General features: G+C 66.0%; 23 protein-coding genes and 2 pseudogenes. 16 read left to right on the forward strand and 9 right to left on the reverse strand.

Annotated elements, in window-relative coordinates; genetic code table 11:
• The first annotated feature begins 24 nt into the window (after nucleotides 1-24).
• Nucleotides 25-1,437 carry a M20 family metallopeptidase gene (locus tag ACZY0R_RS13565; RefSeq protein ID WP_488858883.1) on the forward strand — a complete coding sequence of 471 codons (1,413 nt, stop codon included), beginning with the start codon at nucleotides 25-27 and terminating at the stop codon, nucleotides 1,435-1,437.
• Between the two features lie 59 nt (nucleotides 1,438-1,496).
• On the opposite strand, the gene ACZY0R_RS13570 is transcribed toward ACZY0R_RS13565, so the two are convergent.
• Nucleotides 1,497-2,006: an Lrp/AsnC family transcriptional regulator gene (locus ACZY0R_RS13570; protein WP_488858884.1), complete on the reverse strand. Its 510-nt coding sequence runs from the start codon at nucleotides 2,004-2,006 to the stop codon at nucleotides 1,497-1,499.
• Nucleotides 2,007-2,210: 204 nt separating this feature from the next.
• Here ACZY0R_RS13570 and ACZY0R_RS13575 point away from each other — a divergent pair, with 204 nt between their 5' ends.
• Complete coding sequence (locus tag ACZY0R_RS13575; RefSeq protein WP_488858885.1) at nucleotides 2,211-3,227, forward strand: 1-aminocyclopropane-1-carboxylate deaminase; 1,017 nt, start codon at nucleotides 2,211-2,213, stop codon at nucleotides 3,225-3,227.
• A gap of 329 nt (nucleotides 3,228-3,556) precedes the next feature.
• Here ACZY0R_RS13575 and ACZY0R_RS13580 read toward each other — a convergent pair whose 3' ends face one another.
• On the reverse strand, nucleotides 3,557-4,549 hold the full coding sequence (locus tag ACZY0R_RS13580) for a tripartite tricarboxylate transporter substrate binding protein (RefSeq protein ID WP_488858886.1): 993 nt from the start codon (nucleotides 4,547-4,549) through the stop codon (nucleotides 3,557-3,559).
• A 43-nt stretch (nucleotides 4,550-4,592) separates the two neighbouring features.
• Entirely contained in the window at nucleotides 4,593-6,398 is a 1,806-nt protein-coding gene (gene phnN / locus ACZY0R_RS13585) for a phosphonate metabolism protein/1,5-bisphosphokinase (PRPP-forming) PhnN (RefSeq protein WP_488858887.1), read from the reverse strand.
• A 352-nt stretch (nucleotides 6,399-6,750) separates the two neighbouring features.
• On the opposite strand from phnN, the gene ACZY0R_RS13590 reads away from it, so the two are divergent.
• Complete coding sequence (locus ACZY0R_RS13590) at nucleotides 6,751-7,296, forward strand: MarR family winged helix-turn-helix transcriptional regulator (RefSeq protein WP_045236619.1); 546 nt, start codon at nucleotides 6,751-6,753, stop codon at nucleotides 7,294-7,296.
• Nucleotides 7,297-7,396: 100 nt separating this feature from the next.
• Here the strand turns inward: ACZY0R_RS13590 and nadC are convergent, their stop codons facing one another.
• Nucleotides 7,397-8,230, reverse strand: a complete 834-nt coding sequence (gene nadC, locus ACZY0R_RS13595) for a carboxylating nicotinate-nucleotide diphosphorylase (protein WP_441633157.1) — start codon at nucleotides 8,228-8,230, stop codon at nucleotides 7,397-7,399.
• Nucleotides 8,231-8,597: 367 nt separating this feature from the next.
• On the reverse strand, nucleotides 8,598-9,590 hold the full coding sequence (gene tnpA, locus ACZY0R_RS13600) for an IS200/IS605 family transposase (RefSeq protein ID WP_488858888.1): 993 nt from the start codon (nucleotides 9,588-9,590) through the stop codon (nucleotides 8,598-8,600).
• Nucleotides 9,591-9,644: 54 nt separating this feature from the next.
• Between tnpA and ACZY0R_RS13605 the strand changes: the two genes are divergently transcribed.
• Nucleotides 9,645-10,868: an RNA-guided endonuclease InsQ/TnpB family protein gene (locus tag ACZY0R_RS13605; protein WP_488858890.1), complete on the forward strand. Its 1,224-nt coding sequence runs from the start codon at nucleotides 9,645-9,647 to the stop codon at nucleotides 10,866-10,868.
• 60 nt (nucleotides 10,869-10,928) lie between these two features.
• Here the strand turns inward: ACZY0R_RS13605 and ACZY0R_RS13610 are convergent.
• Nucleotides 10,929-11,318, reverse strand: a pseudogene (locus ACZY0R_RS13610) (LysR family transcriptional regulator); the annotation flags it as partial.
• A gap of 10 nt (nucleotides 11,319-11,328) precedes the next feature.
• Here ACZY0R_RS13610 and ACZY0R_RS13615 point away from each other — a divergent pair.
• The 4 genes from ACZY0R_RS13615 (at nucleotide 11,329) to ACZY0R_RS13630 (ending at nucleotide 15,250) form a co-directional block, all read left to right on the forward strand.
• Entirely contained in the window at nucleotides 11,329-11,673 is a 345-nt protein-coding gene (locus tag ACZY0R_RS13615; RefSeq protein ID WP_488858891.1) for a ketopantoate reductase family protein, read from the forward strand.
• Between the two features lie 83 nt (nucleotides 11,674-11,756).
• Nucleotides 11,757-13,130 (forward strand): MFS transporter, encoded by a 1,374-nt coding sequence (locus ACZY0R_RS13620; protein ID WP_488858893.1) that lies wholly within the window; start codon nucleotides 11,757-11,759, stop codon nucleotides 13,128-13,130.
• Between the two features lie 35 nt (nucleotides 13,131-13,165).
• The gene (locus ACZY0R_RS13625; protein WP_488858894.1) at nucleotides 13,166-14,302 is read left to right on the forward strand and encodes an alpha-hydroxy-acid oxidizing protein; all 1,137 of its coding nucleotides are present in this window, start codon (nucleotides 13,166-13,168) and stop codon (nucleotides 14,300-14,302) included.
• A 93-nt stretch (nucleotides 14,303-14,395) separates the two neighbouring features.
• Nucleotides 14,396-15,250, forward strand: coding sequence for an alpha/beta fold hydrolase (locus tag ACZY0R_RS13630; protein WP_488858895.1), 855 nt, complete (start codon nucleotides 14,396-14,398; stop codon nucleotides 15,248-15,250).
• Nucleotides 15,251-15,260: 10 nt separating this feature from the next.
• Here ACZY0R_RS13630 and ACZY0R_RS13635 read toward each other — a convergent pair whose 3' ends face one another.
• Entirely contained in the window at nucleotides 15,261-15,812 is a 552-nt protein-coding gene (locus tag ACZY0R_RS13635; RefSeq protein ID WP_488858896.1) for a DUF934 domain-containing protein, read from the reverse strand.
• Complete coding sequence (locus tag ACZY0R_RS13640) at nucleotides 15,805-17,544, reverse strand: nitrite/sulfite reductase (protein WP_488858897.1); 1,740 nt, start codon at nucleotides 17,542-17,544, stop codon at nucleotides 15,805-15,807. The genes ACZY0R_RS13635 and ACZY0R_RS13640 overlap by 8 nt, the downstream gene beginning before the upstream one ends.
• 90 nt (nucleotides 17,545-17,634) lie before the next feature.
• On the opposite strand from ACZY0R_RS13640, the gene ACZY0R_RS13645 reads away from it, so the two are divergent.
• The 4 genes and pseudogenes from ACZY0R_RS13645 (at nucleotide 17,635) to ACZY0R_RS13660 (ending at nucleotide 19,968) form a co-directional block, all read left to right on the forward strand.
• Nucleotides 17,635-17,850 carry a hypothetical protein gene (locus tag ACZY0R_RS13645; protein ID WP_488858899.1) on the forward strand — a complete coding sequence of 72 codons (216 nt, stop codon included), beginning with the start codon at nucleotides 17,635-17,637 and terminating at the stop codon, nucleotides 17,848-17,850.
• A gap of 108 nt (nucleotides 17,851-17,958) precedes the next feature.
• Nucleotides 17,959-19,026, forward strand: coding sequence for a maleylacetate reductase (locus ACZY0R_RS13650; RefSeq protein WP_488858900.1), 1,068 nt, complete (start codon nucleotides 17,959-17,961; stop codon nucleotides 19,024-19,026).
• 48 nt (nucleotides 19,027-19,074) lie between these two features.
• Nucleotides 19,075-19,551, forward strand: a pseudogene (locus tag ACZY0R_RS13655) (NAD(P)-binding domain-containing protein); the annotation flags it as partial.
• A gap of 33 nt (nucleotides 19,552-19,584) precedes the next feature.
• Nucleotides 19,585-19,968 (forward strand): NAD-binding protein, encoded by a 384-nt coding sequence (locus tag ACZY0R_RS13660; protein WP_441633177.1) that lies wholly within the window; start codon nucleotides 19,585-19,587, stop codon nucleotides 19,966-19,968.
• A 12-nt stretch (nucleotides 19,969-19,980) separates the two neighbouring features.
• On the opposite strand, the gene ACZY0R_RS13665 is transcribed toward ACZY0R_RS13660, so the two are convergent.
• On the reverse strand, nucleotides 19,981-20,895 hold the full coding sequence (locus tag ACZY0R_RS13665; RefSeq protein WP_488858901.1) for a LysR family transcriptional regulator: 915 nt from the start codon (nucleotides 20,893-20,895) through the stop codon (nucleotides 19,981-19,983).
• 313 nt (nucleotides 20,896-21,208) lie between these two features.
• Here ACZY0R_RS13665 and ACZY0R_RS13670 point away from each other — a divergent pair, with 313 nt between their 5' ends.
• From ACZY0R_RS13670 to ACZY0R_RS13685, 4 genes are all read left to right on the forward strand, one after another.
• Nucleotides 21,209-22,540 (forward strand): amidohydrolase family protein, encoded by a 1,332-nt coding sequence (locus ACZY0R_RS13670; protein ID WP_488858902.1) that lies wholly within the window; start codon nucleotides 21,209-21,211, stop codon nucleotides 22,538-22,540.
• A gap of 186 nt (nucleotides 22,541-22,726) precedes the next feature.
• Complete coding sequence (locus ACZY0R_RS13675; RefSeq protein ID WP_488858904.1) at nucleotides 22,727-24,235, forward strand: sugar ABC transporter ATP-binding protein; 1,509 nt, start codon at nucleotides 22,727-22,729, stop codon at nucleotides 24,233-24,235.
• Complete coding sequence (locus ACZY0R_RS13680) at nucleotides 24,228-25,184, forward strand: ABC transporter permease (RefSeq protein ID WP_488858905.1); 957 nt, start codon at nucleotides 24,228-24,230, stop codon at nucleotides 25,182-25,184. Before ACZY0R_RS13675 ends, ACZY0R_RS13680 begins: the two co-directional genes overlap by 8 nt.
• Nucleotides 25,181-26,149 (forward strand): ABC transporter permease, encoded by a 969-nt coding sequence (locus ACZY0R_RS13685; RefSeq protein WP_488858906.1) that lies wholly within the window; start codon nucleotides 25,181-25,183, stop codon nucleotides 26,147-26,149. Before ACZY0R_RS13680 ends, ACZY0R_RS13685 begins: the two co-directional genes overlap by 4 nt.
• The last annotated feature ends 41 nt before the right edge of the window (nucleotides 26,150-26,190 follow it).

Genomic DNA, 26,190 nt, shown 5'->3' on the forward strand with positions numbered 1-26,190 from the left:
CAACACAAAAAAGGAAGCAGAGACATGAGTCGCTCACAAGCCATCGAACTTGCGGCCCGCTATTTTGACGACGGCAGCTTCGAGCAGGTGCTCCGGCAACGCGTGGCGATGCGCACGGAAAGCCAGAATCCCACCAGCGCCGCGATCCTCACGGCCTACCTGACCGATGCCATCGGGCCACAGCTCGAAGCCCTGGGATTTACTTGGAAGCGCGTCGACAATCCGGCCGCCGGCGGCGGGCCGTTCATGCTGGCGCAACGGCTGGAGCCTGGGGCCGCATTCACCGTGCTGACCTACGGGCACGGCGATGTGGTGCGCGGGCAGGATGCGCAATGGCGGCCGGGCCCTGGGCCCTGGGAGGTGTCGCGTGACGGCGACCGCTGGTATGGCCGCGGCACGGCCGACAACAAGGGCCAGCACACCATCAACCTGGCCGCGCTGACGCAGGTACTGGCGCTGCGCGAGGGCAAGCTGGGCTACAACGTCAAGATGATCCTCGAGATGGGGGAGGAAACCGGTTCCCCGGGTTTGCGGGAGGTGTGCGCGAAGTACGCGGACGAACTCGCCGCGGATGTGTTCATCGCATCTGACGGGCCGCGCGTGGCCGCCGCGCGGCCGACCCTCTTCCTGGGGTCGCGCGGGTTCTGCAATTTCAGGCTTGGCGTCAACCTGCGCGAAGGCGCGCATCACTCCGGCAACTGGGGCGGGCTGCTGAGCAACGCTGGCACGCGGCTGGCGCATGCGATCGCCAGCGTGGTGGATGCCAGGGGCAGGATCCTGGTCAGCGGACTCTTGCCCGACGGGCTGCCGGCAAACGTCCGTGCGGCACTCAGCACCATCGAGGTCGGCGGCGGCCCGGCCGATCCCGGGATCGACCCCGGCTGGGGCGAACCTGGCTTGTCTCCCACCGAGCGCGTCTACGGCTGGAACACGTTCGAGGTACTCGCCTTCAAGACCGGGAATCCCGACGCGCCGGTGGGCGCGATCCCCGGCCACGCGTTCGCGCTGTGCCAGATCCGTTTTGTGGTGGGCAGCGACAGCGCCAACTTCATGCGCCACCTGCGCGAGCACCTGGACGCCCGTGGCTTCCAGGATGTGGAGGTCCAGCCGGATGGCGAACCGATGCAGGCAACCCGACTGGATCCGGACGATGCCTGGGTGCAGTGGGCCCTGGCATCCGTACAGCGCACCACGGGCGAGCCGCCCGCGCTGCTGCCGAATTTCGGCGGGTCCCTGCCCAACGACGTGTTTGCGGACGTGCTGGCCTTGCCGACGCTCTGGTTTCCGCATTCGTATCCGGCCTGCAGCCAGCATGCCCCCGACGAGCACCTGCTGGGCAGCGTGGCCAGGCAGGCGCTGCAGATCATGGCCGGCGTGTTCTGGGACCTCACCGAAGGTGGCGCGGCCATTGCCGGCAGCCGGTCTCGGGGCGTGTGAAGGAGCGGCGCCACGGCGCCGGTGCGCAACTCGCCGCACCGCGCTGCGCCCGCAGCGCTTCAGATCGGAAACTGCGTCGTCGACAGCACCTGCTTGAGCACCATGAATGAGCGTATCTGCCGGACCCCCGGCAGATACAGCAGCTGCTCCGCATGGAGGCGATTGAAGCTCTCGCTGTCCTTGGTCCGCAGCATCATGAAGTAGTCGAATTCGCCCGTCACCACGTGGCACTCCATGCATCCGGAGACCTTCTGGGCGGCCTTCTCGAACTCCGAGAAGGATTCCGGCGTAGACCTGTCCAGCACCACGCCGATCATCACCAGCATCCCCGCGTCGAGCGCGGCCGGGTTCAGCAGCGCCACGATCCCGCGAATCAGCCCGAGTTCCTTCAGCCGCTCCACGCGCCGCAGGCAGGCCGGCGGGCTCAGGCTGACCTTGGCTGCCAGCGCCACATTGGAGACGGACGCGTCGCGCTGAAGTGCGCGCAGGATGGCTTTATCGGTGCGGTCCAATGCCTCGGAAAGTGGCACGGAATGCTCTGATTTGGTGCGCAATTTTGTTTCGTCCATTGGCATTCGAAAAAAATAAACAGGTCAAGAATTCTATTTGTTGTTTTTTATAGTGCATAAATAGACGGATATTTGCAACCACGTTTCGTGCGTTTTTTTCTAGGATTGAGTCCATGCAGCATCAACGAAAGGTGGTTCCACATGCCAGTGTTCTTCGCCAGTCTTGATGCCTGGATCCCCGCCCTCAACCCAGGAGTTGCCGCCATGAATCTCAAACGCTTTCCCCGCCACCAACTGACGTTCGGACCCACGCCCATCCAGCCGCTGAAACGACTCAGCGCGCATCTCGGCGGCAAGGTCGACCTCTATGCCAAACGCGAGGACTGCAACAGCGGCCTGGCGTTCGGCGGCAACAAGACGCGCAAGCTCGAGTACATCATTCCGGACGCGCTCGCCCAGGGTTGCGACACGCTCGTCTCCATCGGTGGCATCCAGTCGAACCAGACTCGCCAGGTTGCCGCCGTGGCGGCGCATCTCGGCCTGAAGTGCGTGCTCGTGCAGGAGAACTGGGTGAACTACTCGGACGCCGTCTATGACCGCGTTGGCAATATCCAGATGTCGCGGATCATGGGTGCCGACGTGCGCCTGGTCAGCGATGGTTTTGATATCGGGATCCGCAAGAGCTGGGAAGATGCCATGGAAAGCGTGCGCCAGGCCGGCGGCAAGCCCTACCCGATTCCGGCGGGGTGTTCCGAACATCCGCTGGGCGGCCTGGGTTTTGTCGGCTTCGCCGAAGAAGTGCGCGCACAGGAGGCCGAACTCGGCTTCAAGTTCGACTACATCGTGGTCTGCTCGGTCACCGGCAGCACGCAGGCTGGCATGGTGGTCGGCTTCGCGGCCGATGGCCGGGCCAACCGCGTGATCGGTATCGACGCATCGGCCAAGCCGGAGCAGACCCGTGCGCAGATCCTGCGCATTGCGAAAAACACGGCGCATCTGGTCGACCTCGGCCGCGATATCACCGGCGAAGACGTGGTGCTCGACACGCGCTACGGCGGGCCGGAGTATGGCTTGCCGTCCGAGGATACGCTCGAAGCCATCCGGCTGAGCGCCAGGTTCGAGGGCATGATGACCGACCCGGTCTATGAAGGGAAATCGATGCAGGGCATGATCGACATGGTCCGCCGCGGCGAATTCCCGGAAGGCTCCAAGGTGCTCTACGCCCATCTGGGCGGGGCCCCCGCGCTGAGCGCTTATAGCTTCCCGTTCAGGAACGGCTGAACCTGCCTGCGTGCTTGCCTGCGCACGTGACTATCTCCTCGATGTATTCCCTTGATGCCGGTCGTTCAACGCCGGTATCAAGGGGCGCCTGATCGGCAGCACGCCTGGTCTCGCTTTGTCCCCGTCTGCCCCCGTCGCGCAATCACAGGCGTAGCGAATGAACGTGGTTCTACGAAGCGTTTCGATCAGCGCGGGCGGCCAACGCCATCACGGGTGGCTTCAGGACGCAGGGACGAACGCGCTCTCACGAGGGCTGGCTTGCGCCCGTGTGGCAACGATGTAAAGCGGGAAATTGGGGATCTGCCTGCTTTGGCCGGTTCCCCGGATGGTCAGTCGACGAGCAGATTGATCTTTGTCGCGAATTTCTGCCAGCGATCGATGTCGGTGGTGACCAGCTTCTGGAATTCGGCAGGGGTACTCGTGGTCGAGGCGAAGCCGAGTTGTGTCAGGGAAGCCTTGATCTCGGGCTTGGCGATGGCCTTGGCGATTTCCGTGTTCAGCTTTTGCACGATCTCGGGCGGCGTATGCGCCGGGGCGAGGATGCCGAACCACTGTTCCACGTCATAGCCGGGGACGCCAAGCTCGCTCACACTCGGCACGTCGGGCAGGAACGGTGAGCGCGCCTTCGACGTGACGGCCAGCGCACGTAGCTTGTTGCTCTTCAGGTAAGGCATCGTGTTGGTCAGCGTGTTGACGCTGACGTCGGCCTGGTTGCCAAGCACGTCGGCGATGGCGGGCGCGCAACCTTTATACGGCACATGGAGCATCTCGATTTTTGCGGAGACCTTCAGCAATTCGCCGGCCAGATGCTGCGGCGTGCCGTTACCGCACGACGCATAGCTTGGCGGCGAGGCGCTCTTGCCCGCCGCCAGCAAGTCGTTAAACGTGCGGATATTCGAGTGCGATGGCACGGCGATCACCGAAGGCACCGAAGCGAATGTGATGACCGCGCTGAAATCGGACTTCGGGTTGAACTGCAGCTTCTTGAAGATGCTCGGGTTGATGGCGAAGCTGCTATTGACGATTAGCAGCGTGTAGCCATCGGCAGGGCTCTTGGCCACGAACTCGGCGCCAATATTGCCGCTGGCGCCGGGCCGGTTGTCGACAACCACCGGTTGGCCCAGCGACTTGCTCATGTCGGTGCCGATCAGGCGCGCGAGCGTATCGGTCCCGCCTCCGGCCGGAAACGTCACCACCATACGGATGGGCTTTTGCGGGAAGGTACTCGCGATATTGGCCTCGGCGCGCCCGGGCAGAGTGCTCAGGCTGCCTGCGACAAACAGAAGCGATGCCAGACTGCTGACGACGGATAGGGGTCTCATGGATATGCCTTGTCGGTTAGGTTGAGGGAAAGGGAAGGGCTGGTCAATCGGGATCTATACGCACTGCCTGGTGACACTCGCCACCGACGCGGACTAGTGCCGCGGCCGCCGTAAGTGCTTCAGCTGAGTCGGCGTGAATGCGGTAGAGGGGTTGCCCCGGCGCCACCTGTGCGCTGATCGTGCACAGCAGGTCGATGCCTGCACCAGCATCGCGCGGTGCCCCGGCAGCACGCGCCACACCGGAAATTTGCAAGCCTTCTATGGCCGTCACCTGTCCCTGCGTCGTGGCAGCCACTACCTGCGTATGCGCACCCGGCACCACTGGATCGGGGCGAACGCCCTGCGCGGCGGCGATGCGATCGAATGCGGCCTTCGCCTTGCCTTCGTTCAGAAGCGCTGTTGCAATTCGCATGCCTTGTTCGGGCGAGCCCACGCGGGGATCGAATGCGATGATTTCGCCGGCAAAGCGCAGGGCCTTCTCGCGCAAGTCTGCGGGCGCATCGGGATCGTTGTCGAGCACCAGGCGGACGTCGCGCACTTCCAGTGCGGGGCCAATGCCACGGCCGATCGGGCGGCTGCCGTCCGTGACCAGCGCGCGTACGTGCAGGCCCAGTCCCTTGCCGACGTGTTCGAACAGTGCGCCAAGCGCCTCGGCGTCGGCGCGCGTTGCCAGCTTGGTCTCCGGCCCGTAGGGCAGGTCGACGATGACGTGGGTAGCGCCGGCAGTGTATTTCTTCGACAGGATCGACGCTACGGACCATCGGCGCGAATCAAGGCGAAGTGGCCGGGTGATTGCGTTCATGACATCGTCGATCACGGAATGGTTCAGATGTCCGTTCCACGCAATGCATGCGCGTGCCTGAGCTACGCACCGGCGCACATCCTCCTGCGTCAGGTCTACACGTGCGACTGTTTCCATTGCATCGGCAGTGCCGGCGGCAGATGTGATTGCGCGCGACGATGTCTTGGGCATCGCCAGACCGTAGGCCGCGACTATCGGCACCACAATCAGCGTGATGCGACTGCCGGGAACGCCACCCATCGAATGCTTATCGACGACAAGCGGCTCGTCCCAGTCGATACGGGGTGTGAAGGCCGTACGTGCGCGTGCCAGTGCCACCACTTCGTCGTCCGTCAGCGTGCGGGTTGCGGCAATGAGGAACTCGGTCAACTCTGCCTCGGTGTACCGTCCGGCAATTGCATCTTGCAGCACAGCAGCGTAGGCAGCTTCGTCGAGCGGCTGACCGCGCAGCTTGGCCATCAGGTTGGCGCGGCTGGCCGGCTGTTCGGCGGAGGATGCTTCGGTGCGATTTCGCAGAGCTCCGACAAAGCGTGCCATTCCCACTTCCAGCGTGCTGTCATTTGACACCGTGATACACGAAACGTCTGGTGGCATCGGTGCTCCCGTTCGTGCAACGCGTTTGGCAACCTGGTCGCCCGACTCACGCCCGCGCGCGGCAATGCGCTGTGCAAGCACATCATGCGGTGCCGTTACAAGGACGACCTCGAAACGGGGCAATCGGGCGGCAAGTTCCGCGATGACGCCGCGCGAGCCATTGGCCACGACATTCCGCCCGCGGTCGAGCTCGAGCATCAGCGATATGGGCAATCCATAGCGGAGACCGTGTGCATCCCAAGTTACCAAAAACTCGCCGCTTCGCTGACGTCGTGTGAACTCGGTATCGGAGACGCCCTCGTGCTCTTCGCCCGCCGAACCGCCAGGACGCGTGATAACGCGCCGTGCAAAAACATAGTCGTCACCGAGCGTTGCACGTGCACCGTCGATCAGGGAGTCCTTGCCAGCGCCACTGGGCCCAACAACAAAAAAGAATGTGCCGGTCGCTTTCATAATTACCTTAGATGTCGAAGTTGTACGGTTATGCTAGCACCGGCCATAAGGGTGTCAAGATATGTTCGATGTCTAAGCTAATGCAAGCAATGGGCCAACGCCCGCAAATCCAGTGTGTACGCGGGATTCGTGTACTTGTAGGGGAAAACACGGACAAACGGTGTGTGCGGTGACGGTGCCCCATGCATTGATTGAGCGCATCGTGCACTGATGTAGTGAACGCTACATGGATATGCTGGGAAGCTGAGGACGTAGTGTCGGGCGTGCGATCGCCGGAGGCGCTATCATGTGCGCTGTCGCTCGCACCGATTCGCCGGTGCCGCATGTATACGTTTCATTTTTGGTCAAGACTATGGCTACAAGAAAGCTGGGTACTCCGGTCACAATCAGCCCTTCGGATGAAGCCGATGAAGAACGGCTTGCCCACTTGGTGAAGGACGCTGCCCGCGCTTATATCCGGGCGCTACAACTGCGCCTGGCGGAACATTCGGTGTCCTACGGCCACTGGACCATCCTACGCATCCTGTGGCGTCACGATGGTCTGTCGCAGCGGGAGTTGAGCGAACGGGCCGGTGTGACTGAGCCGACCACGTTTGCGGCAGTTAAGGCGCTGGAGGCGCTGGGCTACGTAGAACGTACGCATCTTCCTGGTAACAAGAGAAAGGTGCACGTGTTCCTGAGCAAGACCGGAAGCGCTCTGCGCCGCAAGCTGGAGCCGCTGGCTACGGAGGTGAATGAACTTAGCGTGGAGGGCGTGAGTGAAGAAGACGTGCAGACCACGCGCCGCGTGCTGATTACGATCGCGGAGCGATTGGTGGCTGACGAAGTCGCCTCGGCCGAGCATGGCCGGCGCGTTCCATCTACGCAGGAAGTGGGGCGGCTGCTCTCGGATCTGTAGACGACACCCTTATGCAAAAAAACTCGCCGGGACGACCGGCGAGTGTGAAGCACTCGGTAGAAGGTGCGAATCGCTGTATGGGAGCTAGGCTCCGAAGGTGTCAGGCTTCGTCGAGACCGATATCAACGGCAGGGGCAGACTGGGTAATCTTGCTCGTGGAAATGTAGTCCACGCCTGTTTCCGCCACGGCTCGGATCGTTTCCAGGCGGATGCCGCCCGAAGCCTCGACCTTGGTCCGGCCATTGACAATCTGCACGGCTTCCTTCATGTCGGGCACCGACATGTTGTCCAGCATGATCACGTCGACGCCGGCTGCCAGTGCCTCGTGCACCTGTTCCAGCCGATCGCATTCCACTTCCAGCTTGGTCAGCACCGGCAGCTTCCGGCGCACGCGTGCCACGGCGGCAGCAATGCTGCCACACACGGCGATGTGGTTGTCCTTGATCATCACGCCGTTGTCCAGGCTAAGCCGGTGGTTCAGTCCACCGCCGCAGGTAACCGCGTGCTTTTCCAGTGCGCGCAGGCCCGGCGTGGTCTTGCGGCTGTCGATCAGGCGAGCCTTGGTATGTGCAATGGCTTGGGCATATGTTGCCGTGTGGTTGGCGATGCCGCACAGCCGCTGCATGATGTTCAGCGCGGTGCGCTCAGCTGTCAGGACGCTTCGCGCATTCCCGCTCACATTGATGAGCACCGCGCCTTTCTCAACCTTGTCGCCATCGGCGACCCGCACATCGATAGCCAGCGTGGGATCGTAACGCGCGAAGATTCGTGCTGCCACGCCGATACCAGCGATGATCATGGGTTCGCGGGCGTTCATGCAGAAGGTGCCGGTCTCTCCCGGTTCGATCATGGTCTGGACAGTCAGATCGCAGATCCCGATGTCTTCGGTCAGCCAGAGGTCGATCAGCTTGTCAGTGGCAAAGATGTCGTACATGTAAGGGCTCCTAAAGGTGGTTGCTGTACCTCAGCAATCTTAGAGATCGAAGTACATGGCGTAATAGTAGCGGTTGCCTGCGCCTTGTCAAGAATTATTCGAGATCTAAGATAAATCAGGCGAGCGCATGCGCTCTAGATTCGTCGACCGCACATGGAGGGACTGGGGCGCGCGGCGCGGCCGGGAGTTGAAGGGGCGTGAGATGAGCGAGCCGTGTGGCGCTCTGCTTTGGCGGCAGCTCCGGGCGGGCAGCGATGGCTTCGCGCGAAGCGATTCGCGGGCGGCACTGCGCCGCTATTTTGAGGTCGATGCCGCAGCATCGTCCAGGCCGGCCTGGCGGCGGTTTCAGAAATCAGGCACAGGCCGGTCAGGCCGCGGTCAGCTGGCGCAGCGCTTCCAGCAGCTTGACCGCGGGGCCCGGCAAGATGCCCTGGCGCCGGCGGAACGCCGTCAGCGTGCGCTTGCCGACCCCGCCCGGAATGTCCAGGATGTCGATCACGCCGGCCTTGCGCTCGGCGTCGACCATCGGCTCGGCCATCCAGATCAGGAACCCCGAGCGCGCGACCAGGCTCTTCAATGCGGTAACGGAGCGCGTTTCCACCACGATATTCGGCAGGCCCAGCCCCTGGGCTGCAAACACGTCCCGCATATGCTCGAACGGCCCGGTGCCCCTGGGCGGGATGGCCCACTGCTGATCGAGCGTGTCGGCCAGGCATAGTCCCGGCTTGCGCCGCAGCGGGTGGTCCGGCGCCGCCACCACGTAGCTGCTGTCCTCCCAGCGGCAATCGGCGATGGCTTCGATTTCGTCAGTATCGGGCGCGCGGATGCTCAGCGCGAGATCGATCTCATGCCGGATCAGGCCCTCCGCCAGGCGGTCCCACCCGATGCGCGGGGGGCTCCATCCAAATCGGCCCGTCGCGTAGCGACACATAGGCGGCGCCGTCCGATTTGGTTGGAGGGGGATAGCGCCCGGCTCGCAGAGCCGGTTAGTCGTTAGGAGAGCTTGCTGCTGGATGTATTGCTTGATGATGTCCAGTGGCGCACCGCCGCAACTCAGGATGCCGTAGCTTCGGCTACAGAGCACTGGCTTGCTGTAGTAGTAGCGCGCCAAGTGTTCCTTAAACTGGTTTCTCAGCCGGCGGCTGGTGCCTGTCTTTAGGGCATTCACGAAGTCAGCCGTCGCGACGGTAGGCGGTAGCTCCAGCAAGAGATGAATGTGGTCGGCTTCGCCGTTCACTTCCAGCAACGTCCCTTCCCAGGCCACGCAGCGCTCCCGCGCTTGCGCGGCGAAGGCGCTCAGCATGGCATCCGTCAGACATTTTTTGCGGTACTTCGTTACAATGACTAGATGGTATTGCAACGCCTAAACACAGTGGGATAGGGACTTGAGTTCGATCGCCGGCATAGGAATCAGATGATGCAGACGCCCGCGCGGAAGCGCAAGGTGACCTATCGCCTATACCCAACGCCGCGCCAAGCCCTGGCGCTGACTGTATTGCTGCGGTCGCATCAGCAACTCTATAACGCAGCACTCGAAGAGCGGATTAGCGCGTGGCAGAAGGCCCGCAAGTCGATCGGCTACGCCAACCAATGCACATCGCTCACCGAGATCCGGCGAGACCTGCCCGAATGGGCGACGGTGAACTGTTCCAGCCAGCAGATGACATTGCGCCGACTGGACAAGGCTTTTGCGGCATTCTTTCGCCGCGTCAAGGCCGGCGATACGCCCGGATTCCCCCGTTATAAATCGCTCGCTCGCTTTCCCGGCTTCTCCTTCAAATCTCACGGCGATGGTTGGCGCTTCACACCAGGCGCGAACTGGAAGCACGGCACGCTGCGCATCTCGGGCGTTGGACATGTCTCGTGCCGAGGGCAAGCGCGACAAGGCGGAGAAGTGTGTGCATCTGATCTATTGCACCGTGACGGTCAGTGGTTCCTGTCTCTGACCGTTCAACCGGCATTGATCGAGCGGCAACGCACCGGGCACGGCGCGATCGCGCTGGACTGGGGCACCGAAACGCTCCTGTCCGGCATTCGGGAGAACGGGACGGCCTTCGTGCTGGAGAATCCTCGCTGGCACAGAGCCTGCAAGGCAGTGATCACTGCCTTGCAGCAAGCAGTCAGCCGGAAGAAGCGAGGGTCCGCGCGGCGCAAGCAAGCGGTGCGCCAGTTGGCCAAGGCGCGCTCGCGTCAAGCCCGCAAGCGCTTGGATTTCCTGCATAAGGAGACTTGCCATTTGGCGCGCGAACACGCGCTGGTGGCCATGGAAGAACTCAAGATCAAGAACATGACCCGCAGTGCCAAAGGTACGGTGGAGGTCCCCGGCAAGAATGTCTCGCAGAAAGCGGGGCTGAACCGGGAGATCCTCGACACCGCGCCGGCACTGTTGATGCAACTGCTCCGCTACAAAGTCACGGACACTGGTGGATTGTGGGCAGAGGCGCCGACGCGAGCGCTCAAACCGAGCCAGACATGCCCCGCGTGTGGGTATGTCCGGAAGAAGAGCCTGTCGGAGAGAACGCACCGATGCACCGAATGCGGCCATACGGAGCCGCGAGACGCGGCATCGGCGCGCGTGGTTTTGAATTGGGCGCTGTACGGTACGCCGACAGCCCCATCACGTCAGGAACTGGCGTAGGCAGGGTTTTGCTCTGCGAAACTCCATCCAATCGCGCAGCGACTTGGTTGGAGTAGTTCATACGCCTTCCGTAATCTCCACCCGCCGGTTTGGCCACGCCTTGGTCACCCGGCCGACCGCCAGCGGTAGCACCAGGCTCGCAATGCTGCCCACCGCGCCCACCTTGATGGTGCCCTTGGACAGCCCCCGCATGGCATCGATCTCCTCGCGCGCGTGCTCGGCCTCGCGCTGCAGCAAGGTGGCATGCGGCAGCAGCGCGCTACCCACCGCCGTGAGCTGCATGCCTTTGGAGTGCCGCTCGAACAGCGGGGCGCCCAGTTCGTCTTCCAGGCGCTTGATCGCGCGGCTCAGCGCGGGCTGGGTGACATGCAGCGCCTCGGCCGCGCGGCCCAGGCTGCCGCTGGCAACGATGGTGGTGAAGGCCTTGAGTTGTCGCAGATGCGCGGTCACCGGCAGCACGGTGGACCAGCTGGGCAGCATCCCGGATGGCCCGGCGCTCGCCTTCGCGGTGGTGGGCGAGGTGCTGGCCGTGGCCAGGAGCCATGGCGTGGCTGTCGATGTGGCCAAGGTCGGCGCCAACGTGTTGCACGCCATCGAGCACCACATCGGCCACAAGCCATCCATGCTGCAGGACATCCTGGCCGCCCGGCGCACGGAGATCGATGCGATCAACGGCGCCGTCGTGGCCGCGGCGCAGCGGCACGGGGTGCCCGTGCCGTGCACCGAAGCCCTGATGCAACTCGTCCGGCTGATCGAGACCCGGGCGGCCGGCCACGGGCTGGATGCCAGTCCGGTCCTGCACTGAGTGGCGGCACGCCACTCTCGAAACCCAATACAAAAGCAAAAGGCGCTGGCGCCCGCCAGGACGCCAATCGACAGGAGACACCCATGCATACCCAAGCCGGCACGTCAATCGATGTGGGACGCGTACTAGACGACGGACCTTACACCACCATGCAGAAGATCGTCGTGGTGCTGGCGGCGCTGTCCATCGTGATGGATGGCTTCGATGGCCAGTTGATCGGTTTCGCCATTCCCGTGCTGATCAAGGACTGGGGCATCACGCGCAGCGCCTTTGCACCCGCGGTGGCCGCGGGGCTGGTGGGCATGGGCATCGGCAGCGCATGCGCCGGCCTGTTCGCGGACCGCTTTGGCCGCAGGTGGGCCGTGATCGGCAGCGTCTTCCTGTTCGGCACAGCCACCTGCGCCATCGGCTTCGCCCCGGACACCACGACGATTGCCATGTTGCGCCTGATCGCCGGGCTGGGCATCGGCGGCGCGTTGCCAAGCTCCACCACCATGACGGCCGAGTTCACCCCGGCGCGCAGCCGCACGCTGGCGGTGACGGCCACCATTGTCTGCGTGCCGCTTGGCGGCATGCTGGCCGGCCTGTTCGCCAGCGTGGTCCTGCCGGCCTATGGCTGGCGCGGCTTGTTCTTTATCGGCGGCGCCCTGCCGCTGGGCCTGGGCGTGCTGCTGATGCTGGTGCTGCCCGAGTCGCCGCGTTTCCTGGTGCGCCGTCCGGCCCGCTGGGATGAATTGCGCCGGCTGCTCGGCCGCATGTCCAGGCCGCTGCCGGCGGACGCCGTCTTCACCGACCTGGCCGAGCGCGGCGCGGAAAGCCGCAAGGGCTTCGGCGCGCTGTTCGCGCCTGGGCAGGCGCGCGATACGCTGGCGATCTGGTGCGCCTTCTTCATGTGCCTGCTGGCGGTCTACAGCGCCTTTAGCTGGCTGCCGACCATGCTGGCCGGGGAGGGACTGAACGTGGCGGTCGCGGGCTCCGGCCTGACGGCCTACAACCTCGGCGGCGTCATTGGCGCGCTGTGCGGCGCGGTGGCCATCGCCCGCTTCGGCTCGCGCTGGCCGCTGGCGATCTGTTGCGCCGGCGGGGCGGCCAGCGCGCTGCTGCTGCAAGGCGTGGACGTGCGCCACAGTACGGGGTGGCTGATCTTTGGCCTGGGCGTGCACGGCATGTTCGTCAATGCGGTCCAGTCGACCATGTATGCGCTGTGCGCCTTCGTGTACCCCACCGCGGTGCGCGCCACGGGCACCGCATCGGCGCTGGCCTTCGGCCGCCTCGGGGCGATCCTGAGCGCGTTCGCGGGCGCGGCGGTGATCACCGCAGGTGGCGCGTCGTCCTATCTCGGCATGCTTGGCGCGGCGATGGCCGCGGTGCTGTTGGCGCTGCTCGCGGTCAAGGGGCATATCCCGAAGCTGGCGCGGCCAGCCGCCCGGGGCGATGCAGCCCTCGCGCGTTCCTGAGGCCCGCGTCCCATGCAAGCTCCCTGGCAGGCGGCATGACATCGCTGATCAATCTGGAGGCCTACCGGCACCTGGCGCAACGTCGGCTGCCGCGCATCGTGTTCGACTACATCGAGGGCGGGGCGGACGACGAATCGGGTATCCGGCGCAACCGCGCTGCGCTCGACGCCCTGTTGCTCGACCCGGCGCGCCTGACCGACGTGAACGCGCGGAACCTGTCGACCACCCTGGCAGGCGCGCGCAGCGAGGCGCCGCTGATCGTCGCGCCCATGGGACTGAACGGCGCCTGCCGGCCCGATGGCGATGTGATGCTTGCCCGCGCCGCCGCCCGCGCCGGCATTCCGTTCACGCTGTCCACCGCGTCCAACGTGGCGCTGGCGGAAGTGGCGCGCCGTGCCGGCGGCAGGCTGTGGTTCCAGCTCTATGTGGTGCAGCGCGACCACGCCCGCGCGCTGGTCGGGCGCGCGCTGTCCGCCGGCTACGAGGCGCTGGTGCTGACCACCGATGTGACCGTGAACGGCCGGCGCGAGCGCGACCTGCGCAACGGCTTTGCGGTGCCGTTCCGGCTCACGCCGCGCATCGTGGCGGATGCGGCGCTGCATCCCGCGTGGACGATCCGGCAATGCCGCCATGGCTTGCCGGCGCTGCCGAACGTGGATGGCGGCATGGACGGTGCCGATGCCGGCGCGCAGGCCGCGTTGCTCCAGCGCCGCATGGACGCCAGTTTCTCCTGGGACGACCTCGCCGCGCTGCGCGACATGTGGCCGCGCAAGCTGTACGTCAAGGGCATCCTGAACGCCCGCGACGCCGCGCGCTGCGTGGCGCTGGGCGCGGACGGCGTCATCGTGTCGAATCATGGCGGCCGGCAGCTTGCGGACTTTGCGGCGCCGGTCTCCGTGCTGCCCGAGGTGGTGGCCGTCGCCGGTGGCGCGGAGACGATGGTGGACAGCGGCTTTCGCAGCGGCCGGGATGTGGTCAAGGCGCTGGCGCTCGGGGCGCGTGCTGTCATGCTCGGCCGGCCCTTGCTCTACGGCCTGGCGGCGCGTGGCGAGACCGGCGTTGACGAAGTGCTGGCCATGTTCAGGGCCGATATCGACCGCACGCTGGCCTTGCTCGGTTGCCCGGATGTCGCTTCGCTTGGCCGGGGACGGTACATCCGGAATTCGCTATGATCCGGGATCGGAACCATTTCTCGCACGGCCGGCTTCCTCACGTTCGCCACGGCACAGCCGCGCCGGGAGGCAAGGCGGCGCGCGCCCATGCCCATGACCCAGATAAGCAGCAAGACCCCTGTCAACCCGGAACAGCCTCGGGCGGAGGCGGCCGCCCTGGCGCATCGGGCGGAACGGATCGTGACCGATGCCGGCGGCTGCCGGGTGGTCTGGCGCCGCTTCGGCGAGGGACGCCCGGTCATCCTCTTGCATGGCGGACATGGCAGCTGGCTGCATTGGGTGCGCAATATCGAAGCGCTGGCTGCGCAACGCACGGTCTGGGCGCCGGACATGCCCGGCTTTGGCGAGTCGGATGACATCGTCAGCGATCTGTCCGTCATGGCTGGCACGCTCGCTGCGGCGATCCGACAGTTGCCCGGCTGCGCGGACGAGATCGACCTCGCCGGCTTCTCGTTCGGCGGGCTGGTCGCCGCGAACCTGGCCGCCGCGCTTGGCACGGTGCGCCGGCTGGCCCTGCTGGGCTCGGCCGGGCACGGCGGCATCCGCCGGCAGCAGCGCGCGCTGGTGGACTGGCGCACGGCGGCGGACGGCGAGGCGCTGGCGCAGGCGATGCGCTACAACCTGGAGGCCTTCATGATCGCGGACCCGGCCAGGGTCGATGCCATGGCCCTGTACGCGCACACCGAGTCATGCCGGCACACACGCTTTCGCAGCAAGAACATCTCGCGCGCGGGCGGCCTGCGCGACGCGCTGGACCGCTTCGGCGGCGAAGTGCTGCTTGCATGGGGCGAGCACGATGTGACGGCCGACCCGGCCGCGGCGGTGGCAGCCATGACGCAGGGCAGCGCGCAGCGGCAGGGCCGCATCATCCCGGATGCGGGTCACTGGGTCCAGTACGAGGCGCACGCGCCAGTCAACGCGCTGCTGGGCGGGTGGCTGGCAAGATAGCGTCCCGCGCCTATGCCGCCAGGGTGGACGTGGATGCGTACGTCTTCTGGTAATGCACCGTGAACGTGCCCAGCGCAGCGAGGGCGGCCTGCGGATCGTGGCTCGGCTTGACGGCGAACGCATTGAAGCCGCAGCGGGCCATGTAGTGCACCGTATCGATCATCACGTCGCCCACCGCGCGCAGCTCGCCACGCCAGCCATATTGCGTGCGCAGCAACTGCGCCAGCGAATAGCCGCGCCCGTCGGTATAGACCGGGAAGTCGATCGCCAGGTGCGCGATGCCGGTCGCATCGATGACGGTGGCGCCCGCTTCCAGCAAGTCTTCCGGCTCCGCATCCGGCGCCAGGTACACGGCCACCGGATGGCGGCGCACGCGCAAGGCATCGCGGGCGGCCCGCCAGGTGTCAAGCGTGACCAGCCAGCCGTCTTCATCAGGCGGCGTGGTCGAGCCGGCCATGCTCTGGTCCACCACGAAGGCGCGCCAGATGTCGGCTTCGAGCCGGCCGTTGCGGATCACGTTGTTCAATTTGTCGGACTGCGGCAGGAATTGGGTATCAGGCACGGGCCACCTCCGCCTGCTGACGCCGCGCGACGATCCGCGGGTCCTGGTAGACCGCCTGCTTGAAGGGATCCACGCCGACGCGTTCGACCACGTCGATAAACCGCTCCGCGTCGCTGTCGCGCAGGGACAGGTAGGTGTCGATCAGCAGCGCGACCACGTCGGGGATTTCATCGCGCGCGAACGACGGCCCGATGATGCGGCCAATGGCCGCGCCCCCGCCCTTGTGCTGATCGAGCAGGGCATGGCCGGCGGCGCCGTTCTGGCGCCCGCCGACGGTGACCTGGTACCACTCCTCGCCGGCCTTGTCCACGCCGAGGATGCCGATATGGCCGACGTGATGGTGCCCGCAGGAGTTGATGCAGCCGGAGATGTTCAGGTCCAGCTCGCCGATTTCGAACAGGTAGTCCAGGTCGTCGAAGCGGCGCTGGATGGCCTCCGCCAGCGGAATCGACACGGCGTTCGCCAGCGAGCAGAAATCCCCGCCCGGGCAGGCGATGATATTGGTGAGCATGCCGATATTCGCGGTGGCCAGGTGCAAGGCATCCAGCTCCAGCCATAGCGCGTACAGCTGGCTGCGGCGCACGTCGGCCAGGATCAGGTTCTGCTCATGCGAGACACGCAGCTCGCCAAAGCCGTAGCGGTCCGCCATATCCGCCACCGCATCCATCTGGTCCGCGGTGATGTCTCCCGGCGGCGCGCCGGTGGCTTTCAGCGACACGGTCACGGCGGCGTAGCCGGGCACGCGGTGCGCATGCACATTGCTGCGCAGCCAGCGGGCGAAGCGGGGCTGGGCCGCCGTCAGGGCAGGGCTGGGGCCGGGTTCGTCCGCCGCGCCGGGGTCGTAATCCGGCGTGGTGAAGTGGCTGGCCACGCCTTTCACGAAGTCCGCGCTGACCGTATCCGGGCCGCCGCGGATGCGCTGCCATTGCTCGTCAACCTGCTGCGCGAACACGCCCGGCGTCAGGTCTTTCACCAGGATCTTGATGCGCGCCTTGTATTTGTTGTCGCGCCGCCCGTGCAGGTTATAGACGCGCAGCGTGGCCTGCAGGTAGGTCAGCAGGTCGGACCAGTGCACGAAGGTATTGATCAGCTTGCCGACCATCGGCGTGCGGCCCATGCCGCCGCCCACCCAGACCCGGAAACCCAGTTCGCCGTCGCGCTCCACTGCCTGCAGGCCAATGTCGTGCACGCCAACCGCGGCCCGGTCCGTGGTGGCACCGCTCACGGCGATCTTGAACTTGCGCGGCAGGAAGGCGAACTCCGGATGCAGCATGGACCACTGGCGGATGATCTCGCACCACACCAGCGGGTTCACGACCTCGTCCGGCGCCAGGCCGGCGAAATGATCGGTGGTGGTGTTGCGGATGCAATTGCCGCTGGTCTGGATCGCATGCATCTGCACGGTGGCCAGCTCCGCCAGGATGGCGGGCGCGTCTTCCAGGCGCGGCCAGTTGAACTGCATGTTCTGGCGCGTGCTGAAGTGCCCGTAGCCGCGATCCCAGCGGCGCGAGATCTCGGCCAGCTTGCGCAGTTGCCTGGACACCAGCATGCCGTAGGGAATCGCCACGCGCAGCATGGGCGCATGCCGCTGGATGTAGAGGCCGTTCTGCAGGCGCAGCACGCGGAACTCGTCTTCGGTGAGCTGGCCGCTGAGGAAACGTTCGGTCTGGCCGGCGAACTGCGTAACGCGCTGGTCGACCAGTTGCTGGTCGATCTCATCATATAAATACATGGGGCACTTCCAGGTGTGCCGTGCGGGGAACGGACAATGTTGCCGCCGCCGGCGAGGGGCTTGTGGGTAGCCATCAGGCTAGCGCCCCTGATGCGGGCCGAACAGGATCAGTTGGTGCGCGTTTGGCACGGAGCAGCGGCGGCGCGCGCTGTCATGTGCGCTCTGGTGCGCTCGGCATGGGCGAACGCGCTGGCCATGCGTTCCCCGCGCAATCCCTGCCAACTGCGCCGCGCCTCCGCGATTCTTCCTTTCCCGTTAAGACTGTTTTCCCTTTCCGGCATTTTTTTCCGCGGCGCGGAAGGCTAACGTGCAGAACGAGTCCGCGCGTGCCGCCAGCCTGCTTGCAGGTCCGGGCGCGGGCAAGACCCGCAGAGCGGGCGCAGATCCCGATCGATCCGGAGGAAGACCACGCTTATGCCAAAGTCATTTGTCTATACGGCCCAGCCCATGCGCGTCCTGTTCGGCGCGGGCACCTTGAGCCAGGTTGCGCAGGAGGTGGAGCGCATGGGTGCGCAACGCGCGCTGGTGCTGTGCACGCCGAACCAGACGGAGGAGGCGCTGCGCGTAGCGGAATTGCTGGGGCCGCTCTCGGCGGGCATCTACGCCGGCGCCATCATGCACGTGCCCCTCGAGACCGCGCGCGCGGCTGCCAGCCACGCGCAGGCGTTGGGCGCGGATTGCGCGATCGCCATCGGCGGCGGCTCGACCACGGGGCTGGGCAAGGCGATCGCGCTGACCTCCGGCCTGCCCATCCTGGCGATTCCCACCACCTACGCGGGCTCGGAGATGACACCGATCTACGGCATCACCGATGCCGGCCTGAAGAAGACCGGCCGCGACCCGCGCGTCCTGCCCCGCACCGTGATCTACGACCCCGAGCTTACCGTCGGCCTGCCGGTTGCCATGAGCGTGACCAGCGCGCTGAACGCTATCGCCCATGCGGCGGAAGGCCTGTATGCTGAGGATGCCAACCCGGTGACGTCGCTGATGGCCGAGGAGGGAATCCGGGCGCTGGCCAGCGCGATTCCCCGTATCTGCGAGGTCCCGTCCGATCTCGATGCCCGCGCCGATTGCCTCTACGGCGCGTGGCTCTGCGGCTCGGTGCTGGGCAGCGTCGGCATGGCGCTGCACCACAAGCTGTGCCATACGCTGGGCGGTAGCTTCAATCTGCCGCATGCCGAAACCCATACGGTCGTGCTGCCGCACGCCATGGCCTATAACGCCGGTGCCGCGCCGGAAGCGATGGCGAGGATCCGTCGTGCCCTTGGCAGCGAACACATTTCGGCGGCGCGCGGGCTCCATGACCTGGCTGCCCGCCACGGCGCGGCCACCGCGCTGCGCGATATCGGCATGAAGCGCGAGGACCTGGACCGTGCCGCCGAAATCGCGCTGGCCAACCCCTACTGGAATCCGCGCCCCATCGAAAGCGCGCCGATTCGCGAATTGCTGCAGGCTGCCTTTGAAGGCGTGCGCCCGGACTGAGGTGCAACCGGCGCGCAACCGGCGCGCAACCACGCCAAGCACACAACGAACTGGAGACAAACCATGCATATCGGCTTCATCGGAACCGGCAAGATGGGCTTGCCCATGGGACGCCACCTGGCCGCGGCCGGCCACTCGGTCGAAGGCTTCGACCAGTCCCCCGCGGTACTGGAAGCTGCCCGTCAGGCAGGGCTCGGGGCGGCAGGCTCGCTGGCGGAGGCAATCGCTGGCAAGGATGTCGTATTCAGCTCCCTGCCGCACGACGCGGCCTTCGAGGCGGTCGGTGCCCGGCTGGCTGAACTGGCCGCGCCGGGCACGCTGTATATCGATACCAGCACGGTGTCGCCGCAGGCGTCCGCCCGCGTCGCCGCCGTGCTGGCGCAGCGGAACATCCAATACCTGCGCGTGACGGTATCGGGCAACAACAAGATGGCGGAGGCCGCGCAACTGACGGCGCTGGTCTCCGGTCCGGCGGCAGCGTACGAGATAGCGCGCCCGTTGCTGGCGGCCCTGGGGCCGACGCAGTTCTACCTCGGGGAAGCCGAAGAAGCCCGCCTGATGAAGCTGGTGGTGAACCTGATGATCGGCCTGACCTCCGGCATGCTTGCCGAAGCGCTGGCGCTGGGCGCCAAGGGCGGCCTCAAATGGCAGGACATGTGGTCCGTGATCACCGCCAGCGCGGTGGCCGCGCCCATCGTCAAGGCCAAGTCGGCGCAACTGGTGGAGAACGACTACACACCGACGTTCACCGTGGACCAGATGCTCAAGGACGTTGGGCTGATCCTGGACGCCGGCGCCAGCTTGCGCGTGCCGTTGTCGCTCACGGCGCTGCTCGGCCAGATGCTGCAGGGCGCGGCGGCGCAGGGCATGGCCGCCGACGATTATGCTGCGGTGATCAAGTCGGCGCGGCTCACCGCCGGCCTGCCGGCGGTGAGTGCCTAGCGCGCGGCGGCCTCACGACGTCCATTTGCGCTCGTAGTCCATGCGCTCGAAGTGCGCCACCAGGAAGTCGATGAACAAGCGCACCTTGGCGGCCAGGTAGCGTCGGCTCTGGAAGGCGATATTGATGGTGAGCCGGGGCAGGTCCCAGTCGTCCAGCACCGGGATCAGCCGGCCGGCAACGATGTCGTCATAGACGATGTACTTGGGCTGCACCAGGATGCCCAGGCCTTCCAGCGCGGCGGCGCGTATCACCTGGCCGTCGTTGGACTCCAGCTTGCTGCGCACCGTTACTGATTTCTCCTCGCCGTCGCGGGTGAAGGTCATCTCGTGCGGCCGGTTCGCATAGGAATAGATCAGCATCTGGTGGCGCAGCAGGTCCTCGACCTCGCGCGGTGTGCCCATGCGGCCCAGGTAGCGCGGCGAAGCGGCCAGGATGCGACGCGTCTCCGCCAGCCGGCGCACCGTGAGGCCGGAGTCGGGCTCGAACTCGCGGGTGCGGATGGCCAGGTCGATGCCGCTGTCCATGATGTCATAGTAGCGGTTGGCCGCGAGGATATTGACGTCCACCTTCGGATAGAGCGCGGTGAAATCGGGCAGCAGCGGCGCCAGGTGTTTCATCGAAAACGACAGCGAGGCGGTGATGGTCAGCGTGCCGCCCGGCTCCAGCACATTGGCGTTGACGGCCGCCTCCGCTTCTTTCATTTCCGCCAGCACACCCTTGCAGCGCCGGAAAAACTCATGCCCCACGTCGGTCAGGTACAGCCGCCGCGTGTTGCGCTCGATCAGCCGCGCCGAGAGGCGCTCCTCGAGCGAAGCGAGGTAGCGGCTTGCCGCCGCATTGGAAATGTCCAGGCTCTCGGCAGCCTTGGTGATGCTGCCCAGTTCAGCGATCTGAACGAACAGTTCGAATTCGGTCCAGCGGTCCATGTTGCGTCTCCCCGTGTGCGGCTTCTCCTCCCTTGTTCTGGCGGGATTCCCTCGCCAGGTGGAAAGAAGATTTCCTTATCCGTCGTTTTTTTCCGTTTTCCGGGAGTATAGAGTTTGTTCCAACGGATGTCAGGTGCTTGATACCGCCGCTGGCGGCGAATGCGCCCAGCACGACAGCCCAACCGAAGAAAGCCAGAGTGGCGCGCCGGATACCGGCAGCGCCGCCGCGCCAAGGAGACCATTCCATGCTTGCATTCCGCTTCGCTTGTCCCCCGCGTCTTGTTTGCCTTTCGCGTTAAAGAGGACCGCGCTCATGTCACGCATCCTGGTAAGCGGGGCGACCCTGGTCACGATGGAGCCCACCCTTGGCGAGTTCACCGGCGACCTGCTGATCGAAGGCGAGCGCATCGCCGCGATCGCGCCGCGCATCGACGCGGGTGACGCGGAACGGATCGATGCGCGCGGCTTCATCGCGGCGCCCGGCTTCGTCAACGCGCATATGCACACCTGGCAGACCGCGCTGCGCGGGGTGGCCTCCGGCTGGACGCTGACCGGATATTTCCGGCAGATGCACGCGGGGCTGGCCACGCGCTTCACACCGGAAGACATCGGCATCGCCACGCTCGCCGGCGCCTGGAACCAGCTGGACTGCGGCACCACCACGCTGGTGGACTGGTGCCATAACAATCCCACCCCGGCGCATAGCGATGCCGCGCTGGACGCGCTGGCGCAGTCCGGCATCCGCGCGGCCTTCCTGCACGGCTCGCCCAAGCCCGACCCCAAGCCCGGCGCCATGCCGTTCTGGGAAATGCCGCACCCGCGCAGCGAGGTGGAGCGCTTGTCAAAGCGGCTGCAAGGCTCGTCCTTGCTCAGCCTCGGCCTGGCCATCCTGGGCCCGCATTACTCGACGCTGGAAGTGGCGCTGCACGACTTCGCGCTGGCGCGCGAGTTCGGCCTGCTGGCCAGCATGCATCAGGGCGGCGGCAGCGCGCGCACGCCGGATGGGTGGGCGCGGCTGGAGCGGGCGGGGCTGCTCGGGCCGCATATCAATATCGTGCACGGCAACAACCTGACGGACGAACAGCTTGCCCGCTTCGTCGGCCTGGGGATGAGTTTCTCCGTGACGCCGGAGAACGAACTGACGCAGGGCCATGGCTTCCCGATCACCGGCCGGCTGATGCGCCTGGGCGCGGCGCCGTCGCTCGGCGTGGACCTGGAATCGGGCCTGTCCGGCGAGATGTTCATTGCCGCGCGGATTGCGCTGGGCGTACAGCGTGCGCTGGACCATGCCGCATACCGGCAACAGCATGGCGACATCGGCCCCGTCCATACGGCGGGCTGCCGCGACGCGCTGGACTGGATCACGCTGGCCGGCGCGCGAATGCTCGGCATGGAAGACCGCATCGGCTCGCTGGCCGTGGGCAAGCAGGCCGACCTGGTCCTGATCGACGCGCGCAAACTCAACATGATGCCGCTGCACGACCCCGTCAGCGCCATCGTGATGCAGGCGAGCCTGGCCAACATCGACAGCGTGTTCGTGGCGGGTAGGGCGCGCAAGCGCCACGGGCGGCTGCTGGTGGACGGGCTGGCGGGCAAGCTTGAGAGGCTGCGCGAATCCGGCGAACGGCTGGCGGCAGGGCGGTAGGGAACAAGAGATGTCCCGGGGCGAAAGGGAAGGCGGTGGCAGCGGCGAGTGCGCTCACTTCGAGCGGGCGGGCGCATCAATCCGCCACCAGCTCCTGAAGAACCACCAACCAAAAAAGGAGGAGACCATGCATCGACAACCCGCCACGCACGGCATCGGCGCCGGCGCGAACCACAGGCTCGCATCATGAACGCCATCACGGAAATCACGCCGCTGTTCGAAATGCGCGGTATCTGCAAGCACTTTCCGGGCGTGAAGGCGCTGGACGACGTGTCGTTCCGCATCTATCCCGGCGAAGTGCATATGCTGCTGGGCGAGAACGGCGCCGGCAAGTCATCGCTGATGAAAGTCCTGTGCGGCGTCTATGTGGCCGATGCCGGCGAGTTCTATCACGAGGGCAACCCCGTGACGATCGCCAGCCCGGCCGACACCATGCGGCTCGGCATTGCGGTGATTTTCCAGGAATTCTCGCTGGTGCCCTACCTGGACATCGCGCAGAACATCTTCCTCGGCCGCGAGCCCAGGGGCCGCATTCCTGGCTCCGTCGACACCGCCGCAATGCACGCCGAAGCGCGCCGCATCCTCGACATCCTCGGCATGGAGGTGAGCACGCGCACGCCGGTGCATGAACTGGGCGTGGCGCAGCAGCAGATGGTGGAGATCGCCAAGGCGCTGTCGCAGAACGCCCGCATCCTGGTACTTGATGAACCCACCGCGGCGCTGTCCGACCGCGAGACCGAGAAGCTGTTCGCGGTGATCGCACGGCTGAAGGCGGATGGCGTCTCGATGATCTACATCTCGCACCGCATGGCCGAAGTCTTCGCACTCGGCGACCGCATCACCATCCTGCGCGACGGCCGCAAGGTGGGCGCCTGCCTGCCCGGCGACGCCTCGCCGGACGAACTGGTGGCGCGCATGGTGGGCCGCAAGGTCGATATGAGCTATAGCCGCGAGCGCGGCGCGCAGCCGGGCGAGGTGGCGCTCGATGTGCGCAACGTCAGCGCGGACAGCGGCATCACGGATATCAACCTGCAAGTGCGCGCCGGCGAGATCGTCGGCCTGGCGGGGCTGGTGGGATCGGGGCGCAGCGAAGTGGCGCGCGCCGTGTTTGGCGCCGACCCGATCCGGCAGGGCGAAATCAGGATTTTCGGCCAGCGACTTACCGGGGGGCCGGACCGCGCCCGCGAACTGGGCGCCGCGCTGATCCCGGAAAGCCGCAAATCCGAAGGGCTGGCGCTGATCCGCACGGTGCGGGACAACCTGCTGCTGGCCGGCCTGCGGCGCGCGTTTCCCTCGCGCTGGTATCGCGCCGACAAGGCCGAGGCGCTGGCCGGGCGCGAGATCGCGCGGCTGCGTATCGCCACGCCCGATGGCGACCAGCTTGCGCAATTCCTCTCCGGTGGCAACCAGCAGAAGATCGTGATCGGCAAGTGGCTGGTGGCGCAAGCCAGGCTGTTCATCTTCGACGAGCCCACGCGCGGCATCGACGTGGGCGCCAAGGCGGAGATCTTTGCGCTGATCGACAGCCTGGTCAGGCAGGGCGCGGGCGTGCTGCTGATCAGTTCCGAACTGCCGGAAATCATCAATGTCTGCGACCGCACCTACGTCATGCGCGGCGGCCGCATCGCCGGCGAGGTCGCGCATGGCGAGATGACCGAAGAACGCATTCTGCAACTGGGGATGAACGATGCTTGATACCAACGCACTACCGCGGCAGCCGGGCCGGCCGTTCGGCAAGCTGCCCGGCTCGGTCTGGGTGCTGCTGCTGCTTTCGCTGGTTTTCAGCGCCACGGGCTCGGGCTTCCTGAGCGTGGACAACCTGCTGAACATCGGCACGCAATCCACCATCCTGCTGCTGATCGCCTTGCCGATGACGCTGATCATCATGACCGAAGGCCTGGACCTGTCGATGGGCGCCGTGCTGACGCTGTGTGGCGTGGTGCTGGCCATGGTGATGGTGTCCAGCGGATCGCTGCCGCTCGCGCTGGGCGCGGCGCTCCTGACCGGGCTGGCGTTCGGGCTGCTCAACGGCGCGCTGGTGTCGTGGCTGGAAATTCCGCCCTTCGTGGCGACGCTCGGCACGCTGGGCGCCGCGCAGGGCCTGGCGCTGGTGGCCACCGATGGCCAGAGCGTGGTGGGCATCGGCGACACCATCCCGCTGATCTATTCCGGGCAACTGCTGGGCATTCCATTTCCCATCTGGATCGCCGTGGCGTTCTACGGCCTGTTCCACTGGCTGCTGTACCGCACCCGCTTCGGCGCCTATGTGTTCGCGCTGGGCGGCAACCGCGAGGCGCTCAAGTTCTCCGGCGTGCGCATCAATGTCTGTCTCATCGCAGTGTATGTGTTGGGCGGGCTGATGGCCGGCGTGGCCGCGCTGCTGCTCACCGCACGCATGAACGCGGGGCATCCCACGGCGGCCATCGGGCTGGAGTTCGATGCCATCGCCGCGGTGGCGGTGGGCGGCACCACCTTCGACCGCGGCAACGGCTGGCTGCCCGGCACGGTGCTGGGCGTGCTGGCGGTGGGCGTGCTGCGCAACGGGCTCAACCTCGTCGGCGTGCAGTCATCGGTGCAGGTGGCGGCGATCGGCGTGCTGGTGCTGGTGGTGCTGCTGATCGAATCCTTCAAGGGGAAAGCATGAACACGGCGACTTTGTTCCCGCCACTCTCGGCGGATGCCCGCTCGATTGCCTACCGGCTGTTTGCGCTCGGCTTGCTGTGCCTGCTGCTTGCCGTGGCGTCCGACGCGTTCCTGACGCTGAGCAATATCCTCAACGTGCTGCGCCAGGCCAGCCTGCTGTTCCTGCTGGCGTCCGGCGTGACGCTGGTGATCCTCACCGGCGGGCTGGACCTGTCGGTGGGCGCCAACGTGGCGATGTCGGCCTGCGTGGCGGCGACCGTGATGAAGGCCACGGGATCGACCACGCTCGGCGTGGGCGCGGGGCTTGGCACCGGCGCGCTGATCGGCCTGGCCAACGGGCTGCTGGTGGCCATGCTGCGCATCCCGCCCTTCATTGCCACCTACGGCATGTTGTGGGTGCTGCACGGCGTCACCTACTGGTTCATGGCGGGCGAGACCATCCATGGCTTTCCGCCGGCGTTCCGCGCCATCGGCAGCGGCTACTTGCTGGGTGTGCCGATCCCGGTCTACCTGATGCTGCTGTTCCTGGTGGCCGGCACTGCCATGTCGCAGAAGACCGTCTACGGGCAGGAGATCTACGCCATCGGCGCGAATCCCGTGGCAGCCCGGCTTTCGGGCGTTCCGGTGCAGCGGCGGCTGGTGCTGGTGTACCTGGTGAGCGGCGCGATGGCCGGCATCGCCAGCCTGGTGTTCCTGGCCCGGCTCAACTCGGCCGAGGGCGACATCGGCGAAGCCCTGACGCTGCCCGCCATTGCGGCGGTGCTGATCGGCGGCACCTCGCTGTTCGGCGGCGTGGGCCGCGTATCCGGCACGCTGGTCGGCGCCATCATCCTGACGCTGGTGCTCAACGGCATGAACCTGCTGACCGTCAGCGCCAACTGGCAGCCCCTGGTGACCGGCGTGATCGTCGTGCTGGCGGTATTCCTGGACACGCTGTCGCGCAAGCGGCTGGGTGTCAGGCCGTAGTCGTTCCGGCGCGGCGGCAGGCACGGCTGCGCATGGCCCTT

This window comes from Cupriavidus sp. F041 (assembly GCF_057814235.1).